This window comes from Mesorhizobium sp. M0119, from assembly GCF_040322615.1.
Lineage (GTDB): Bacteria > Pseudomonadota > Alphaproteobacteria > Rhizobiales > Rhizobiaceae > Mesorhizobium.
Genome location: NZ_JAMYTU010000045.1, coordinates 20,405 through 36,035 on the forward strand (window position 1 = coordinate 20,405; position 15,631 = coordinate 36,035).

The 15,631-nt window shown below is 64.3% G+C and carries 18 protein-coding genes; 10 read left to right on the forward strand and 8 right to left on the reverse strand.

Annotation, left to right across the window (positions count from 1 at the left end):
- Position 1: 1 nt before the first annotated feature.
- From NKJ40_RS27035 to NKJ40_RS27050, 4 genes are all read right to left on the reverse strand, one after another.
- A complete protein-coding gene (locus NKJ40_RS27035) occupies positions 2 to 1,327 on the reverse strand; it encodes a L,D-transpeptidase family protein (RefSeq protein WP_352468686.1) in 1,326 nt (441 codons plus the stop codon).
- A gap of 212 nt (positions 1,328 to 1,539) precedes the next feature.
- Positions 1,540 to 2,490, reverse strand: coding sequence for an acetyl-CoA carboxylase carboxyltransferase subunit alpha (locus NKJ40_RS27040; RefSeq protein WP_292664002.1), 951 nt, complete (start codon positions 2,488 to 2,490; stop codon positions 1,540 to 1,542).
- Positions 2,491 to 2,589: 99 nt separating this feature from the next.
- Positions 2,590 to 3,507, reverse strand: a complete 918-nt coding sequence (locus NKJ40_RS27045) for a site-specific tyrosine recombinase XerD (RefSeq protein ID WP_352468687.1) — start codon at positions 3,505 to 3,507, stop codon at positions 2,590 to 2,592.
- Positions 3,504 to 3,653 carry a hypothetical protein gene (locus tag NKJ40_RS27050; RefSeq protein ID WP_023677884.1) on the reverse strand — a complete coding sequence of 50 codons (150 nt, stop codon included), beginning with the start codon at positions 3,651 to 3,653 and terminating at the stop codon, positions 3,504 to 3,506. The genes NKJ40_RS27045 and NKJ40_RS27050 overlap by 4 nt, the downstream gene beginning before the upstream one ends.
- 162 nt (positions 3,654 to 3,815) lie before the next feature.
- On the opposite strand from NKJ40_RS27050, the gene NKJ40_RS27055 reads away from it, so the two are divergent.
- The 4 genes from NKJ40_RS27055 to NKJ40_RS27070 are packed head-to-tail and all read left to right on the forward strand — an operon-like array spanning position 3,816 to position 7,279.
- The gene (locus NKJ40_RS27055) at positions 3,816 to 4,418 is read left to right on the forward strand and encodes a shikimate kinase (RefSeq protein ID WP_352468688.1); all 603 of its coding nucleotides are present in this window, start codon (positions 3,816 to 3,818) and stop codon (positions 4,416 to 4,418) included.
- Positions 4,415 to 5,536 carry a 3-dehydroquinate synthase gene (gene aroB / locus NKJ40_RS27060; protein WP_352468689.1) on the forward strand — a complete coding sequence of 374 codons (1,122 nt, stop codon included), beginning with the start codon at positions 4,415 to 4,417 and terminating at the stop codon, positions 5,534 to 5,536. Before NKJ40_RS27055 ends, aroB begins: the two co-directional genes overlap by 4 nt.
- Positions 5,533 to 6,429 carry an HlyC/CorC family transporter gene (locus NKJ40_RS27065; protein ID WP_352468690.1) on the forward strand — a complete coding sequence of 299 codons (897 nt, stop codon included), beginning with the start codon at positions 5,533 to 5,535 and terminating at the stop codon, positions 6,427 to 6,429. Before aroB ends, NKJ40_RS27065 begins: the two co-directional genes overlap by 4 nt.
- Before the next feature lie 40 nt (positions 6,430 to 6,469).
- Positions 6,470 to 7,279 (forward strand): alpha/beta hydrolase, encoded by an 810-nt coding sequence (locus NKJ40_RS27070; protein ID WP_352468691.1) that lies wholly within the window; start codon positions 6,470 to 6,472, stop codon positions 7,277 to 7,279.
- 1 nt (position 7,280) lies between these two features.
- On the opposite strand, the gene NKJ40_RS27075 is transcribed toward NKJ40_RS27070, so the two are convergent.
- Positions 7,281 to 7,583: a BolA family protein gene (locus tag NKJ40_RS27075; protein WP_352451200.1), complete on the reverse strand. Its 303-nt coding sequence runs from the start codon at positions 7,581 to 7,583 to the stop codon at positions 7,281 to 7,283.
- A gap of 133 nt (positions 7,584 to 7,716) precedes the next feature.
- Between NKJ40_RS27075 and NKJ40_RS27080 the strand changes: the two genes are divergently transcribed.
- From NKJ40_RS27080 to NKJ40_RS27105, 6 genes are all read left to right on the forward strand, one after another.
- Positions 7,717 to 8,346: a J domain-containing protein gene (locus NKJ40_RS27080; protein WP_254816626.1), complete on the forward strand. Its 630-nt coding sequence runs from the start codon at positions 7,717 to 7,719 to the stop codon at positions 8,344 to 8,346.
- 123 nt (positions 8,347 to 8,469) lie between these two features.
- Positions 8,470 to 9,456 carry a cobaltochelatase subunit CobS gene (cobS, locus tag NKJ40_RS27085; protein ID WP_023721131.1) on the forward strand — a complete coding sequence of 329 codons (987 nt, stop codon included), beginning with the start codon at positions 8,470 to 8,472 and terminating at the stop codon, positions 9,454 to 9,456.
- Between the two features lie 11 nt (positions 9,457 to 9,467).
- A complete protein-coding gene (gene cobT / locus NKJ40_RS27090; protein WP_352468692.1) occupies positions 9,468 to 11,366 on the forward strand; it encodes a cobaltochelatase subunit CobT in 1,899 nt (632 codons plus the stop codon).
- Entirely contained in the window at positions 11,363 to 12,388 is a 1,026-nt protein-coding gene (locus NKJ40_RS27095) for an esterase-like activity of phytase family protein (protein ID WP_352468693.1), read from the forward strand. The genes cobT and NKJ40_RS27095 overlap by 4 nt, the downstream gene beginning before the upstream one ends.
- 188 nt (positions 12,389 to 12,576) lie before the next feature.
- Positions 12,577 to 12,945, forward strand: a complete 369-nt coding sequence (locus NKJ40_RS27100) for an ArsR/SmtB family transcription factor (protein WP_352468694.1) — start codon at positions 12,577 to 12,579, stop codon at positions 12,943 to 12,945.
- The gene (locus NKJ40_RS27105; RefSeq protein WP_352468695.1) at positions 12,942 to 13,427 is read left to right on the forward strand and encodes an SRPBCC family protein; all 486 of its coding nucleotides are present in this window, start codon (positions 12,942 to 12,944) and stop codon (positions 13,425 to 13,427) included. Before NKJ40_RS27100 ends, NKJ40_RS27105 begins: the two co-directional genes overlap by 4 nt.
- 38 nt (positions 13,428 to 13,465) lie before the next feature.
- On the opposite strand, the gene NKJ40_RS27110 is transcribed toward NKJ40_RS27105, so the two are convergent.
- The 3 genes from NKJ40_RS27110 to rpmB all read right to left on the reverse strand — a co-directional run bounded on the left by NKJ40_RS27110 (position 13,466) and on the right by rpmB (position 15,283).
- The gene (locus tag NKJ40_RS27110) at positions 13,466 to 14,140 is read right to left on the reverse strand and encodes a polyamine aminopropyltransferase (protein WP_352468696.1); all 675 of its coding nucleotides are present in this window, start codon (positions 14,138 to 14,140) and stop codon (positions 13,466 to 13,468) included.
- Positions 14,141 to 14,223: 83 nt separating this feature from the next.
- Positions 14,224 to 14,904, reverse strand: coding sequence for a queuosine precursor transporter (locus tag NKJ40_RS27115; protein ID WP_352468697.1), 681 nt, complete (start codon positions 14,902 to 14,904; stop codon positions 14,224 to 14,226).
- Positions 14,905 to 14,986: 82 nt separating this feature from the next.
- Complete coding sequence (gene rpmB, locus NKJ40_RS27120) at positions 14,987 to 15,283, reverse strand: 50S ribosomal protein L28 (RefSeq protein WP_006328411.1); 297 nt, start codon at positions 15,281 to 15,283, stop codon at positions 14,987 to 14,989.
- Between the last annotated feature and the right edge of the window lie 348 nt (positions 15,284 to 15,631).

A 15,631-nucleotide genomic window follows, 5' to 3' on the forward strand; every position in this document is an offset into this window, starting at 1 on the left:
CTCAGCCGCCAAACATGCCGAGCAGCTTTTTCTTCAACCTTGTCGCCGTGCTTTCGGCGTCCGCAGCCTGCGTTTCGACTGCCGGGGCGGCCTCGGATGGCGCTACGGTGGCGGTGGCGACAGGCATCTCGGCGGCGGTCTTGGCAGCTTCCTTTTCGGCGAGCGCCTGCGCCTTGGCCGCTTCCTTCTCGGCCAGCGCCTGGGCCTTGGCTGCCTCTTTCGCGGCCTTCGCCGCTTCTATGGCGGCTAGCCTTTGTTCCTCGGCCTTCTGCTTGGCGGCCTTTTCGGCGTCGAGCGCCGCCATCTTGCGGCCGGCCGGCGAATCGACGCGGCCCATGCGCGCCGTTTCGGTCACCGTGCCGTCCGGGTTGAGCGACGGCGGCTCGATCGGCACGCGTTCGCCGCGGGCACGCCGTTTCGACCAGTCGGAAACGATGCTGGCTTCCTTGATCCCGGCGATGGTCGGCTTGGGTGCCGGCACGCTGGCCTTGACGGCGCCGTTGAAGGCCGCCTCATAGGTGCTTTGATAGGCGTTGATGGCGCTCTTCAGCGAATCGGGCTGGGTGGTTGCAGGGCAAGCGCCGGTCGGATTGAAGGTCGAGCCGTCGGCCGCAACCTGGTTGAAGACGTAGCGCTTCTCGCAGACGTCGACTTTCGGCGGCACCTTGGTGACTTCGAAATTGTCGTAGCCGACCTTCAGCATCTTCCAGAATTCGTAATTCGGGTCGTTGCGATAGCGCGCCATGTTGGCTGCGGTCATGCGGAACGGAAAAGCCTGGATCTGGAACTCGGTCTGGCCGCCCTGGAAGGCGTCGCGGCCGAAGGCGTAGATCTGCTCGATCTGCGCGTCGGTCATCGAATAGCAGCCCGACGACGAGCAGGCGCCATGGACCATCAGGTTCGAACCGGTGCGGCCATTGGCGCGGTCATAGGCGTTCGGGTAGCCGATGTTGAAGGACAGGTGGTAATTCGACCGCGGGTTCATCTGTGCCGGGCGGACCGTGTAAAAGCCTTCCGGCGCCTGGCGGTCGCCTTCGGTGAACTTCGGCCCGAGCTTGCCCGACCATTTGCAGATGTCATAGCTGGCGACCAGGTCATAGCGGCCGTTGGTCTTGGCCTTCCAGATTTCGAGCTTGCCTTCTTCCTTGAAGATGCGGGCCATCACCGAAGAGGTGCGGACCATGCCCTTGGCCTTCATTTCGGCCAGGATCTTGTCCGGCAGCGGCTTGTTGGCTTGCGGCGCAAAATCCTTCATCGAAGCATCGTTGCAGCCGGCGACGCCGATCGCAGCGATCAGAACTCCGGTGCGGGCAAGCTTGGCTAACATTGATATCGCTATCGTCTTCATCTCTGCGCCGCGGATGCCGCGGCTGCTAAACTGACCACTGACGGACCCTAAGCCCGTTAACCTTGAAAATTCCTTACCGCAAGCATGCTGGAGCGTCCCCTTACGGCAAGCTCACTGAGCCGAATGCAGCGGCATTTTTGTGGCGAAACTGGTTCACGCCGCCACATTTCAGGCCGCGTGCCTGCCGGATGTTACAGATTGCGGCCCATCGCCAGGTATTTCTCGCGGCGATGCTCGCGGAAGTCGGTGTTGGCGCCGGAGAATTCCTTCATCGTCCTGGCAATGAGGTCGCCGGTGGCGGCGATCACCGTTTCGGGGCCGCGATGGGCGCCGCCGAGCGGCTCGGCAACGATGGCGTCGATGATCTTCAGCTCCAGCAGGTCCTGCGCCGTGATCTTCATATTGGTCGCAGCATCCCTGGACCGGGTGGTGTCGCGCCACAGGATCGAGGCGGCGCCCTCCGGCGAGATCACCGAATAGATGGCGTGTTCGAGCATGTAGACGCGGTTGGCGGTGGCAATCGCTATGGCGCCGCCCGAGCCGCCTTCGCCGATCACCACCGAGATCGACGGCACCTTCAGGCCAAGGCAGGCCGAAGTCGAGCGGGCGATGGCTTCCGCCTGGCCGCGCTCTTCGGCGTTGACGCCGGGATAGGCGCCGGCAGTGTCGACCAGCGTCAGCAGCGGGATCTGGAAGCGGTCGGCGAGTTCCATCAGTCGCACCGCCTTGCGGTAGCCCTCCGGCCGCACCGAGCCGAAATTATGCTTCAGCCGGCTTGCCGTGTCGGAACCCTTCTCCTGGCCGATGATCGCCACCGGCTCGCCACGAAAGCGGGCAAAGCCGCCGACGATCGCCTGGTCCTCGCCGAAATTGCGGTCGCCGGCGAGCGGCGTGAAATCGGTAAGCAGGCCCTTGATGTAGTCGATGCAATGCGGCCTGTCCGGATGGCGCGCCACCTGCACCTTCTGCCACGGCGTCAGCGCCTTGTAGGCGTCGCGCAGCGCATCGCGCGAGCGCTTCTCGAGACGGGCGATCTCATCGCCGACATCGACCGCCTCGCCGTTCTCGGCAAGCTTCTTCAGCTCGAGGATCTTGCCTTCGAGATCCTGCACAGGCTTTTCGAAATCGAGGTAATTGTACATTCTTGGGCGGACCGGCAAGTCGGAAGGCAATGACTGACGCAAGCCTGAAAATGCAGGCTGGGCGCGGTGGAACGTCGTTCTCACATAGCGACATGACGCCTAGTCGGCAAGCGGATGATGATCGTTAACCAGGCGCACCAGCCGCTCTTCCAGCACGTGCGTGTAGATCTGTGTCGTTGAAATATCGGCATGCCCGAGCAACTGCTGCACGGCCCTGAGATCGGCGCCGTTTTGCAGCAGATGGCTGGCGAAAGCATGGCGCAGCACATGCGGCGATATCTTCGCCGTGGCAATGCCGGCCCTTGCGGCAAGGCCCTTCAGCTCGCGGGCAAAGACCTGTCTCGACAGATAGCCGCTGTCCGAGGCGGCCGGAAACAGGAACAGGCTGTCGGCAAAAGCCGGCACCGCCGCCCTTGCGGCAAGCCAGGTCCGCATCGCCGTGCGCGCCTTGGCCGACAGCGGCACCATGCGTTCCTTGTTGCCCTTGCCGCGCACCATGAAGAAGCGGTCGTCGCGCTGCGCCACCGTCACGGGGAGGCCGACCAGCTCCGAAACGCGCAAACCGGTAGCGTAGAGCACCTCGACCAGCGCTTGGAGGCGCAGCGCCGCCAGACTGTCGCCGTCATGCATGGGGGGGTCCATCGCCTCTTGCGCGGCCCGGTCGAGCAGCCGGCCGGTATCGGCCTCGCTCATCGTCTTCGGCAGCGGCCGGCCCTTCTTCGGACTGTCCAGTGTGCCGGTCGGATCGTCACCGCGCAGGCCCTCGGCGTAGAGGAACTTGAAGAACTGCCGGATCGTCGACAATTTGCGCGCCTGCGAGGTGGCGGCAAAGCCGCGCGCGGCGATGTCGTCGAGATAGGCACGGATGTCGGCGCTGGTGGCACCGGCAAGCCCGCCGCCGATCCCGGCGGAAGCGTCCTCGAGGTCGCGGCGATAGGAGGAAAGCGTGTTTTCGGCAGCGCCGCGCTCGGCGCTCATCATTTCGAGGAAGGCTTCGATGCGGGCGGCGCTGTTCATTTTTTGGGATTGAGCTTTTCCGGAGGGATACGCACGCTCATTTCCGCCTTTCTCGGCTCGACGAACATGACCAGGGCGAACATTGCGCCATAGACAATGCCGGCAAGAATCGCGAGCGTCACGACAAAGCGAAACAGTGTTGGCATTAATTTTCGCCCGTCGTCTTATTCTGCATTTCCAACCCTGTGCCCTTATGAGACGCCAATCCCGCCAATTCAAGGGTGAAGCCGATAACAGGTCCCGGTTGCGCCGCGCTTGACGCAAACAGGCTTTTGATGTCGATACGCCGGCAAAGAGGCCGTAGAAACATGAACGCGCTACCAGCAAATCCTCCGGGCGAGAGCCATGCCGCGCTGCTCGGCCGGCTGGGCGGCCGTTCCATCGTCTTTGTCGGGCTGATGGGCGCCGGCAAGACGGCGATCGGCCGCAAGGTGGCGGCGATGCTGGCGCTGCCCTTTATCGACAGCGACCAGGAGATCGAAAGTGTTTCGCGCATGAGCGTCCCGGACCTGTTCGAGCGCTATGGCGAGGCGGAGTTCCGAGCACTGGAGCAGCGCGTCATCCTGCGTGTGCTGGAGCACGGGCCGCAGGTGCTGTCGACCGGCGGCGGCGCCTTCATGAACGCACAGACGCGCGAGGCGATCGCCAGCCATGGCGTTTCGGTTTGGCTGAAGGCAGAGATCGACCTGTTGATGGAGCGCGTTTCCAAGAAGCAGAATCGGCCGCTGCTGAAAAGCGCCGAACCGCGCGCCGTGCTCGAACGGCTGATGGCGGAACGCTACCCGGTTTACGCCGCGGCCGATGTCATCGTGCCGACCCGCGACGACCGCAAGGAGATCATTGCGGCCGAGGTGGTGGACGCGCTGCGCGGCCATCTCGGCGTTGCCGACATTGACGAGGTGCGGTCGTGAGCGCTGATGCAACGGTCTCTGTCGAAGTCGGGCTTGGCGAGCGTGCCTACGACATCTTGATCGGCCCCGGCCTGCTGTCACGCGCCGGCGCCGAGATTTCGCGCCGTCTGCCGGGCACGCGGGCGGCGGTCGTCACCGACGAAAACGTCGCGGCCGCGCATCTCGCAACGCTTGCGGCCGGCCTGGCAAGCGGAGGCATCCAACATGCCGTCATCACGCTGCCGCCAGGCGAAAAGACCAAGAGCTTTGCGCATCTCGAAGAGGTGGTCGACGGCGTGCTGGCCGCCAAGCTGGAGCGCGGCGACGTCGTCATCGCGCTCGGCGGCGGCGTCGTCGGCGACCTCGCCGGCTTTGCCGCCGGCATCGCGCGGCGCGGCATGAACTTCGTGCAGGTTCCGACCTCGCTGCTGGCGCAGGTCGATTCCTCCGTCGGCGGCAAGACCGGCATCAACAGCAAGCGCGGCAAGAACCTGGTCGGGGTGTTCCACCAGCCCAGGCTGGTGCTGGCCGACACCGAAGTGCTCGACACGCTGCCGATCCGCGAGTTTCGCGCCGGCTACGCCGAACTGGCCAAATACGGGCTGATCGACCGGCCGCAGTTCTTCGCCTGGCTGGAGGAAAACTGGCCTCGCGTGTTTGCCGGCGGGCCGGAGCGCGGAAAGGCGATTGCCGAGGCCTGCCGCGCCAAGGCCGACGTCGTTGCCCGCGACGAGTTCGAGACCGGCGACCGTGCGCTGCTCAATCTCGGCCACACCTTCGGCCATGCGCTCGAAGCGGCGACCGGCTATGACGGCGCAAGGCTCGTGCATGGCGAAGGCGTTGCCATCGGCATGGCGCTGGCGCACCGCTTTTCGTCGAGGCTCAATTTGGCGAGCCCCGACGATGCGGCGCGTGTCGAGGCGCATCTTCGCGCCGTCGGCCTGCCCTGGCGCATGGCCGATATTCCGGGCGAATTGCCCGATGCCGAGCAGCTGTTCTCCTTCATCACCCAGGACAAGAAGGTGTCGCGCGGCGCGCTGACCTTCATCCTGACGCGCGGCGTCGGCCAGGCCTTTATCGCCCGGGATGTGCCGGCCTCGGAAGTGCTGGCGTTCCTCAGGGAGAACCATCCGGGATGAGCCAGGCCGGCTGGATCGCGGCTGCCGTGCTCGCCGGCCTCGGCCTGCTGGGCTTCGTCTTGCGCCGGCGCCTGCTCGCCGCCTTCGGCTACGAGCTGCAGCGCATCGAGCCGCAGCGCTCGGCGCATGAGGAATTGCGCGGCGCCGTCGACGATTTCCGCCGCGACGGCCAGGTGGTGCGCGAGGACCGCGCCCGCATCGGCGGCCTGTTCGACCTCGAGGAGCTCGAAGTCTCCGACGTCATGGTCCACCGCACCAATATGCGCTCGGTCAACGCCGACGACCCTCCCGAAGCGGTGGTTCGCGAGATCCTGCAGAGCCCGCACACCCGCATGCCGTTGTGGAAGGGGTCGCTCGACAACATTGTCGGCGTGCTGCACGCGAAGGATCTGCTGCGCGCGCTGAACGAGGTCGGCAATGATTTTTCCAGGATCGACGTGATGAAGATCGCGTCGAAACCGTGGTTCGTGCCCGACACCACGACGCTGCAGGAGCAGCTCAACGCCTTCCTGCGCCGCAAGGCGCATTTCGCCATCGTCGTCGACGAATATGGCGAGGTCGAGGGACTGGTGACGCTGGAGGACATCATCGAGGAGATCGTCGGCGAGATCGCCGACGAGCACGACATCGACATCCAGGGCGTCAAGCAGGAGGCCGACGGCTCCGTCGTCGTCGACGGCACGGTGTCGATCCGCGACCTGAACCGGGCGCTCGACTGGAACCTGCCTGACGAGGAAGCAACCACCATTGCCGGCCTTGTCATCCACGAGGCGCAGTCGATCCCGGACGAAAAGCAGGCCTTTACATTTCACGGCAAGCGCTTCGTCGTCATGAAACGCGACAAGAACCGGATCGCGCGGCTGAGGATCAAGCCGGCGCTGCTTGGCGAATGACGGTGCGCACTTTGTGGCAGCCGTGGGCAGTCAGGAGTTTATGACAATCGATCGGCGAACCCTGCTTTTGGCGTCGATGGCGGCGCTGCTGCCGGGGCAGGCCGCGGCGGCGTTGCGGCCGCGTTCGCCGTCGCCCGAAACCTTCGACTATGGGCCGGCCAAGCTCGACATCTATTCCCGGGATGGCGCAAGCGGCCTACCGGTCGTCTTCTTCGTCCATGGCGGCGCCTGGCGGGTCGGCAACCGCAACAATGTCAACTCCAAGCCTGGTTTCCTGCTCGACAATGGCTTCTGCTTCGTCTCGATCGACTACCGGATGCTGCCTGAAGCCGACGTCGCCACCCAGGCGGCTGATGTCGAACTGGCCTATCGCTACGTCCGCGCCAACATCGCCAGGCATGGCGGCGATCCGGACCGGATCGTCGCCATGGGCCATTCGGCGGGCTGCCATCTCGTCGCGTTGACCGGCCTGCGCGGCGGCCTGCCCGGCGTCGCGGCGCTGGTCCTCGACGACACCAGGGCTTACGATCTGGAGGCGCTGGCCAGGAGCGGCGGCATGGCAGGTGTCTATGCCCGCGCCTTTCCCAATCCGGCGCAGTGGCGCGCGCTGTCGCCTGTCACCTATGTCGAAGGCCGCAAGCATCCGCCGACCTTCATCGCCCATTCGCGGGCGAAAGCCCGCGCGGCGGACGCGCAGGCCTTCGCCGGGCGTCTGCGCGCCACCGGAACCAGGGTCACGCTGTTCGACGGCAGCGCCTATTCGCACATGTCGATCAATCGCGACTTCGGCACCGAGGGCGACGCATTGACCGCCGCGGTGATGGCTTTCCTGAGGGCGAGCCTCGGCTGAATTACCAGCGCGTCGTTTCGCCGGGCGCTGCCGGCTCGATTGCCAGGGCGTGGACGCCGGACTTCAACTCCTCGGCCAGCAGATCGTTGACGGCGCGGTGACGCTCGACGCGGCTCATGCCGGCAAAGGCGGGCGCGACGATGCGGACGCGGAAATGCGTCTCGCCGGCGCCATCGAAGGTGGCGTGATGGCCGGAATCCACATGATGGTGGCCGGCATGGAGATGGCTTTCGTTGATGACGGCCAGCCGTTCCGGCGAAAACGCCTTTTTCAGCTTGTCTTCCATCGTTGCCTGTATGGACATCGCCGCTTCCCTTCACCACATCTACGTCATCGCACAAAATTCGCTATTCGCCGGTTTTATGCCGCGATTCAGCGGTTAGGGCGATCATCGCGAAAATGTCAATTCTTGTTTCGCATCCGCGAACAGCCCATAAATGGGTGAGATGAAGCCGTACCCAAAATATTTCGAAAAGATTCGCATCCGCCCGGAGAAGGACGCGGAGCTGAAGTCGCGCTCGCCGATCTGTCAATGGGATGGCTGCAAAGAGGCCGGTACCCACCGCGCCCCGGTCGGACGCATGAAAGAAGGCGAGTATTTCCAGTTCTGCTTCGACCATGTGCGCGAGTACAACAAGGGCTTCAATTATTTCTCGGGCGTTCCCGATACCGAGATCGCCCGCTTCCAGAAGGAAGCCATGACCGGCCACCGGCCGACCTGGAAAATGGGCGTCAACGGTGCCTCGACACGCTCCTCGCCCGACTTCGCCCAGGCGCGCTCCGGCCGCGCCGGCTACTACAACCGCATGCGCGATCCCTTCGACCTGTTCAAAGGCCCGAAGGACCCGCGCGAAGCACGCGAGCGCAAGGCCAAGCCGCTTGAGGCCAAGGCACTGGAAACGCTTGGCCTTGATACAAAGGCAAGTGGCAAGGATATCAAGGCGCGCTATAAGGAACTTGTGAAACGCCACCATCCGGATGCGAATGGCGGCGACAGAGGTTCGGAAGACCGGTTCCGCGATGTGCTTCAGGCGTATCGCGTGCTCAAGCAGGCAGGTTTGTGCTGAGCGACCTTACGGTTCGTGTCGCTTTCCAACTTTCATAAGGTTGGAAAAGGCTCTAAGACCGCCCCCGAACAAAATCGATTGCCAGCGAAACGCGGCGTTTCGCTCGTGGAGACGTTGATAGAGATGAACAAGGTCGATCGCGATATCGCCAACCTGCCCGACACCACGGTGTCGGTGAAGGAGACATTCGGCTTCGACTCCAAGATGGTGGTGCCGGCCTATTCGGTGACGAGCGAGCATGTCCCCGACATCGATCCGGACTACCTGTTCGACAAGAACACGACGATGGCGATCCTCGCCGGCTTTGCCTATAACCGCCGGGTCATGGTGTCGGGCTATCACGGCACCGGCAAGTCGACGCATATCGAGCAGGTCGCCGCCCGGCTCAACTGGCCTTGCGTGCGCGTCAATCTCGACAGCCATGTCAGCCGCATCGACCTCGTCGGCAAGGACGCCATCGTCGTCAAGGACGGGCTGCAGATCACCGAATTCCGCGACGGCATCCTGCCCTGGGCCTACCAGCACAATGTCGCGCTGTGCTTCGACGAATACGATGCCGGCCGCCCGGACGTGATGTTCGTCATCCAGCGCGTGCTGGAATCGTCGGGCCGGCTGACGCTGCTCGACCAGAGCCGGGTCATCCGCCCGCATCCGGCCTTTAGGCTGTTTTCGACCGCCAACACGGTTGGGCTGGGCGACACCACCGGCCTCTATCACGGCACGCAGCAGATCAACCAGGCGCAGATGGACCGCTGGTCGATCGTCACCACGCTGAACTATTTGCCGCACGACAATGAGGTGAATATCGTGCTGGCCAAGGCCAAGCACTATCGCGACGGCAAGGGCAAGGAGATCGTCAACAAGATGGTGCGCGTCGCCGACATGACGCGTTCGGCCTTCATCAATGGCGACCTGTCGACCGTCATGAGCCCGCGCACGGTCATAACCTGGGCCGAGAATGCCGAGATCTTCGGCAATATCGGCATGGCGTTCCGGCTGACCTTCCTCAACAAATGCGACGAGCTGGAACGCTCGCTGGTCGCCGAGTTCTACCAGCGCGCCTTCGGCGAAGATCTGCCGGAGAGTGCCGCCAACGTGGTGCTGGGCTAAGCAGAGTTTCGATGGCGGGTCCGGGCGACAACACGCGAAACAAATCCAAGACCGGCGCTGAGAACGACAGCTTCAAGCGCGCCGTCACTGTCTGCATGCGCGCCATCGCCGGCGACAAGGATCTCGAGGTCGGCTTCGCCAAGGATCGGCCGGCGCTGGCCGGCAGCCGCGCCCGGCTGCCGGAATTGCCGAAGAAGGCATCGAAGGCGGATATCGCCATTACCCGCGGGCTCGGCGATTCCATGGCGCTGAAGCGCGCCTGCCACGATGCGCGCATCCACACCAGGCTGGCGCCGGAAGGCAAGCAGGCCCGCGCCATCTATGACGCGGTCGAGCAGGCCCGCGTCGAGGCGATCGGCTCTCGCGCCATGCAGGGTGTCGCCGACAATATCGGCTCGATGCTCGAGGACAAATACGCCAGGGCCAACCTCGTCGACGTCAAGGACAAGGCCGACGCGCCGATCGAGGAAGCGCTGGCGCTGATGGTGCGCGAAAAGCTGACCGGGCGCACTGCGCCGAAGAGCGGCGAACGGCTGGTCGATCTCTGGCGCCCCTGGGTCGAGGAAAAGGCCAGCGCCGACCTCGACGGGCTGTCGGCAAAGCTCGACGACCAGCAGGCTTTCGCCCGCGTCGTGCGCGAGATGCTCGCCTCCATGGAGATGGCCGAGGAGCTCGGCGACGACCAGGAGACGGAAGACTCCGAGGACAACGACGAAAACCAGCCGCAAGGCGAGGAGCAGAGCGAGGAGGGCGGCGAAGACGATTCCGGCTCCGAGCAGTCGCAATCCGAGGATACCGAGGCATCGTCCGACGACGAGCAATCGGCTGAGACGGAAGCTTCCGACGCCACCGCCGAGGATCTCTCCGACGATGACGACGCGGATGCGGAGACGCCCGGCGAGGCGCGCCGCAACGACAACCCCTTCACCAATCTGCCGAAAGAGATCGACTACAAGGTCTTCACCACGGCCTTCGACGAGACCGTAGGCGCGGAGGAACTGTGCGAGGAGGAGGAGCTCGACCGGCTGCGCGCCTTCCTCGACAAGCAGCTCGCCAACCTTTCCGGCGTCGTCGGGCGGCTGGCCAACCGGCTGCAGCGCCGCCTGATGGCGCAGCAGAACCGCTCCTGGGATTTCGACCTCGAAGAGGGCTATCTCGATCCGGCGCGGCTGGTGCGCGTCGTCATCGACCCGATGCAGCCTTTGTCCTTCAAGCAGGAGCGCGACACCAAATTCCGCGACACGGTGGTGTCGCTGGTGCTCGACAATTCGGGTTCGATGCGCGGCCGGCCGATCACGGTCGCCGCCACCTGTGCCGACATCCTGGCGCGCACGCTGGAACGCTGCGGCGTCTCGGTCGAAATCCTCGGCTTCACCACCCGCGCCTGGAAGGGCGGGCAGGCGCGCGAGAAATGGCTGAAGGAAGGCAAGCCGCCGAACCCCGGCCGGCTCAACGATCTGCGCCACATCATCTACAAATCCGCCGATCATCCGTGGCGGCGGGCGCGCCGCAATCTCGGGCTGATGATGCGCGAGGGGCTACTCAAGGAAAACATCGACGGCGAGGCGCTGCTGTGGGCGCACAACCGGCTGATCGCGCGGCCGGAGCAGCGCAAAATCCTGATGATGATCTCGGACGGCGCGCCGGTCGACGATTCGACGCTGTCGGTCAATCCGGGCAATTATCTCGAGCGGCATCTGCGCGCCATCATCGAGCTCATCGAGACGCGCTCGCCGGTCGAGCTTTTGGCCATCGGCATCGGCCACGACGTCACCCGCTATTATCGCCGCGCCGTCACCATCGTCGATGCCGAAGAGCTGGCCGGCGCCATGACCGAACAGCTGGCCTCGCTGTTCGCCGAGGAAACCGTGCGCGACACGCGGCGCGGCGGCATGCGGCGCGCCGGATGATTTTTTCCCGCGGCGGCTTTTGGCAGAAGCTTTTGGCCGCCATTGCGTTGTTAGGCATCAGTTTGGCGCCGGCTATCGCTGCCGGCCCGGCCTCGGTCGAGCCGGCCGAAATCTCGGCACGGCCGATCAGCGAATTCCATATCGGCCAGCCGGACAAACAGTTCGGGCCGCTCGAATTCGTCGGCGGGCTCGAAATGACCTCGCCGACGCGCGATTTCGGCGCGCTGTCGGCGCTTCGGTTCCTCAAGCCCGGCAGCGATTTCATCGGCGTCGCCGACACCGGCTTCTGGTTCTTCGGCACCCTCGTCCACGATGCCGACAAGCGGCCTTCCGGCATCGAGAATTTTCGCATGCAGCAAATGGTCGATGCGGCCGGCCAGCCGATCGACGAGAAATGGGCGGTCGATGCCGAAGGCCTCGCGGTCCAGGACGGCATTGCCACGGTCGGTTTCGAGCGCGATCACCGTATCGCAGAGTTCAAGATCGATCCGGACGACATGAAGGCGCCGTTCAAGCAATTGGACTTCCTGATCCCGGCCGGGGAACTTCGCCGCAATCGCGGCTTCGAGACCGTCACCCGCGCCCATCCTTACGGACAGCACGCGGGCGGGCTGGTCGTGGTGTCGGAAAAAAGCCTCGACAAAGCTGGCAACATCTTTGCCGCGATCGTCGAAGGGCCGCACAAGGGCGTCTTCACCGTCAAGCGCAATGGCGATTTCGACATCACCGACGGCGCCTTCCTGCCGGACGGCGACCTGTTGCTGCTGGAGCGCAGTTTTTCGATGGCCCGCGGCGTCAAGATGCGGCTGCGGCGCATCTATGGCGAAAGCGTCGAGAAGGGCGCCGTCGCCGACGGGCCGGTGCTGCTTGAAGCCGACATGGGTTACCAGATCGACAACATGGAAGCGCTCGACGTGTGGGCCCGCGACGACGGCGCGCTGATCGTGTCGCTGATGTCCGACGACAACCACTCGATCCTGCAGCGCAATCTTTATCTGGAATTCATCCTGCACGAGGATTGACGCGCGATCGGCCGTTGCTGGCTGACAGCGACGCTGGCGTTTCCGCGCCGTTCGCAGCGCATGCAATTTGCCTTGGCGATTTCCTCCGGCAATGACCCGCGTCGCGGTTCCAGCCGGCTTTCACCATTCGCCAAAAATACTTTAGTCGTGACTTGACAATTCGTGTCATCGGCGAAATACTCAAGTCCATGCTTAAGTATTCTGAGATCGACAGCATTCTGCGGGCTCTTGCCGAGCCGACGCGCCGGGCAATCCTGGAAAGGCTGAGCCGCGGGCCGGCCACCGTCAGCCAGCTGGCGGAGCCGTTCGGCATGACCTTCGCCGCCGTGCTCCAGCATCTCCAGGCGCTGGAAGCGTGCGGGCTGATCCGCAGCGAAAAAATCGGACGCGTGCGCACCTGCCGGATCGAGCCCGGCGGGCTTGCCCCGCTCGCCGACTGGATCGCCGCGCGCCGTATGCCGGCCGAACGCCACCTCGACCGTCTCGGCGAGATCCTGGCGGAGACTGACCAACCGAACGCAACACTCCACGACCAGGAAAAGGACGACAAGAAATGAACCAGATTGCCCCGGTTAACGACGAGCACTCCGTCATCCATTCCACCTTCACGATCGAGCGGACCTATCCGCAATCGCCCGAGCGCGTCTTCTTCGCCTTTGCCGACAAGGCGACGGTACGGCGTTGGCGCGTCGAAGGCGACGGCTTCACCATCGCCGAGTTCACCTTCGATTTCCGTGTCGGCGGCGGTGAGGTTTCGCGGTTCAGCTATCAGGGCGGCCCGGAGATCAGGCTCGATGCGCAGTTCCAGGACATCGTCCCTGACCGGCGCATCGTATTTTCCTACCGGATGGCGGTCGGGCCGCAGCCGCTGTCGGCGTCGCTCACCACCGTCGAGCTTGCACCTTCCGGCGACGGCACCCGCCTGACCTATACCGAACAGGGTGCGTTCTTCGATGGTGTCGATTCAGCGCAAGGACGCGAGGAGGGTACGCGCGGGCTGCTGCAGGCACTCGCTGCCGAGCTTCAGAAAGCGAAGTAGAGGTTCGTCGGCGTACCGGGCGGCGTCCAACAAAGGCCCTATTGCCCTTTGCTCGCGAGCCAGATGACGTGACGGGCGCCGCGCTTGCCGTGAGCCCGCACCTTAACCTCGTCGACCGTGAAGCCCGCCTGCTTGAGCCTGAGGGTGAAACCTGCGTCAGGGCCCTGCGACCAGACCGCCAGCACACCGCCGGGCTTGAGAGCTGCTCTCGCGCTGATCAGGCCGGTGCCGCTGTAGAGCGCATCGTTGGCGTTGTAGACGATGCCCTCGGGGCCGTTGTCGACGTCGAGCAGGATCGCGTCCCAGGCCGATGCTTGCGATCGGATGAGCTGACCGACATCGGTCTCGCGAATGCCGACGCGCCGGTCGTCAAGACAGCCGTCGAAAACCTCGGCCATCGGGCCGCGCGCCCAAATCACTACCGCCGGTACCAGTTCGGCAACGGCGACCTTCGCATCGGCGCCAAGCTCGGCCAGCGCCGCGCGCAAGGTAAAGCCCATGCCGAGGCCGCCGATCAGGATGCTTGCGTTCTGCCGGCCGGCTATCCTTTGAGAGGACAGCTTCGCCAGCGCCTCTTCGGAACCGCTGAGCCGGCTGTTCATCAGCTCGTTGGCGCCAAGCATGATCGAGAATTCGCCGCCGCGCCGCTTCAGGCGGAGTTCCTGCCCGCCGTCAGGCGTTTTTGCCGAGTCCAGTTGAAGCCAGGGGATCATGCTCGATAGTCTTTGAGCATGATCTTGTCCGAAAACCGGTTCCCACTTTTCGCTAACGCGGACCTTCGGTTCGGGATCATGCTCTATGCCGCCAGTGCCGGCTGGCTCCAGCGGGCGGCAAGCAGCCGGTAGGGGATCAGCGCCACCACCGCTATGACCAGCTTGACGCTGAGATCGCCGAGCGCCCAGGAAATCCAGCGCATCGTCTCGACCGGCAGCACGCCCATCAGCGGCGCGGTTTCCAGCGCAAAGCCGTCGTTGGGCCCGGCGAAGGCAAAAGCCGCCGCAAAGGCGACGGTGAAAAACACCACCGTATCGACGACGGAGCCGATCAGCGTGCCGACGATCGGCGCGCGCCACCAGCTCTGCCGGCGCAGCCGGTTGAACACGGTGACGTCGAGCAATTGCGCTGTAAGGAAGGCGGCACCCGACGCCGCGGCAATGCGCACCAGCCGGTCGGCGGCGGTCTCGAATTCGATCAGGCCGTGGCGAAACAGCAGCGGTGGGACGACGATCGAGCAGACCACCGCTGTCATGAAGCCGACAAAAACGATCCTGCGCGCCACCGCCGGCCCATAACGGCGATTGGCGAGATCGGTGACCAGGAAGGAGAACGGATAGGTGAAGGCGCCCCAGGTCAGGATGTCGGCCAGCGACAGCCCGCCGATTGCACCCTGCATCGGGAACTGCACAAGGATGTTCGAGGCCACGACGACAAGCGCCATGGCCGCCACGAAGGGCAGGTACCGCGAGAGGAAAATCATTTTTTTATCCTGGGTAATGGAACCAGCGGAACGCGATCCGGAACCCGGGCCGCGCCCTGGAAGGCGACTGCCGCCGAAAAACTCAGGCGGCCGGCTGTTCGGCGAGCTTCTTGGCGATCTGCTTCTTCAACAGGCGGGCGCGCTGCGACAATTCCTTGGCGTCAGCCTTGGCCAGGAAGGCATCGAGGCCGCCGCGATGCTCGACCGAACGCAGCGCGTTGGCCGAAATGCGCAGGCGCACATTCTGGTTCAGCGCTTCCGAGATCAGCGTCACATTGACGAGATTGGGCAGGAAGCGACGCTTGGTCTTGTTGTTGGCGTGGCTCACATTGTTGCCGGACATGACTGCCTTGGCAGTGAGTTCGCAGGTGCGGGACATGATACTAACCTTCGGTTCTCGGTCCTGGCCAAACATTCGACCCGCGCCGGGTGGCGCGCGGTTTCGGTCAGGCGGCCTTATGGAAAAAGTTGGCGTTCCATAGTTGCATTTCGCCGATGCGTCAAGCTTGGGGTTGCTCGGAAGAGGGGAATCGCACCTTTTGGAGTAGGTGTCGTCGGTGAAGCTGCTGATCGCCCTCCTCTGGAGGAGATGTTGCTGTCCCGCGGATCTCTCAAGACCTGGGTTCCTCGCCCACCGCGAAGCGGGGGAGAGGTGGGGCCGCGCGGGGCCGCGCGGGGGGCGGTTGGTGTCTGGGCGGGGGCCCGCGCGGTGTCTGATAAGACAAGA

Coding starts and splice junctions, on each gene's coding strand:
- NKJ40_RS27095 (WP_352468693.1), top strand. CDS start 11,363: ATGATTTTTTCCCGCGGCGGCTTTTGGCAGAAGCTTTTGGCCGCCATT.
- rpmB (WP_006328411.1), bottom strand. CDS start 15,283: ATGTCCCGCACCTGCGAACTCACTGCCAAGGCAGTCATGTCCGGCAAC.
- NKJ40_RS27050 (WP_023677884.1), bottom strand. CDS start 3,653: ATGCCAACACTGTTTCGCTTTGTCGTGACGCTCGCGATTCTTGCCGGC.
- NKJ40_RS27040 (WP_292664002.1), bottom strand. CDS start 2,490: ATGTACAATTACCTCGATTTCGAAAAGCCTGTGCAGGATCTCGAAGGC.
- cobT (WP_352468692.1), top strand. CDS start 9,468: ATGGCGGGTCCGGGCGACAACACGCGAAACAAATCCAAGACCGGCGCT.
- NKJ40_RS27105 (WP_352468695.1), top strand. CDS start 12,942: ATGAACCAGATTGCCCCGGTTAACGACGAGCACTCCGTCATCCATTCC.
- NKJ40_RS27100 (WP_352468694.1), top strand. CDS start 12,577: ATGCTTAAGTATTCTGAGATCGACAGCATTCTGCGGGCTCTTGCCGAG.
- NKJ40_RS27110 (WP_352468696.1), bottom strand. CDS start 14,140: ATGATCCCCTGGCTTCAACTGGACTCGGCAAAAACGCCTGACGGCGGG.
- NKJ40_RS27075 (WP_352451200.1), bottom strand. CDS start 7,583: ATGTCCATACAGGCAACGATGGAAGACAAGCTGAAAAAGGCGTTTTCG.
- NKJ40_RS27070 (WP_352468691.1), top strand. CDS start 6,470: ATGACAATCGATCGGCGAACCCTGCTTTTGGCGTCGATGGCGGCGCTG.
- cobS (WP_023721131.1), top strand. CDS start 8,470: ATGAACAAGGTCGATCGCGATATCGCCAACCTGCCCGACACCACGGTG.
- NKJ40_RS27115 (WP_352468697.1), bottom strand. CDS start 14,904: ATGATTTTCCTCTCGCGGTACCTGCCCTTCGTGGCGGCCATGGCGCTT.
- NKJ40_RS27045 (WP_352468687.1), bottom strand. CDS start 3,507: ATGAACAGCGCCGCCCGCATCGAAGCCTTCCTCGAAATGATGAGCGCC.
- NKJ40_RS27035 (WP_352468686.1), bottom strand. CDS start 1,327: ATGTTAGCCAAGCTTGCCCGCACCGGAGTTCTGATCGCTGCGATCGGC.
- NKJ40_RS27055 (WP_352468688.1), top strand. CDS start 3,816: ATGAACGCGCTACCAGCAAATCCTCCGGGCGAGAGCCATGCCGCGCTG.
- NKJ40_RS27065 (WP_352468690.1), top strand. CDS start 5,533: ATGAGCCAGGCCGGCTGGATCGCGGCTGCCGTGCTCGCCGGCCTCGGC.
- NKJ40_RS27080 (WP_254816626.1), top strand. CDS start 7,717: ATGGGTGAGATGAAGCCGTACCCAAAATATTTCGAAAAGATTCGCATC.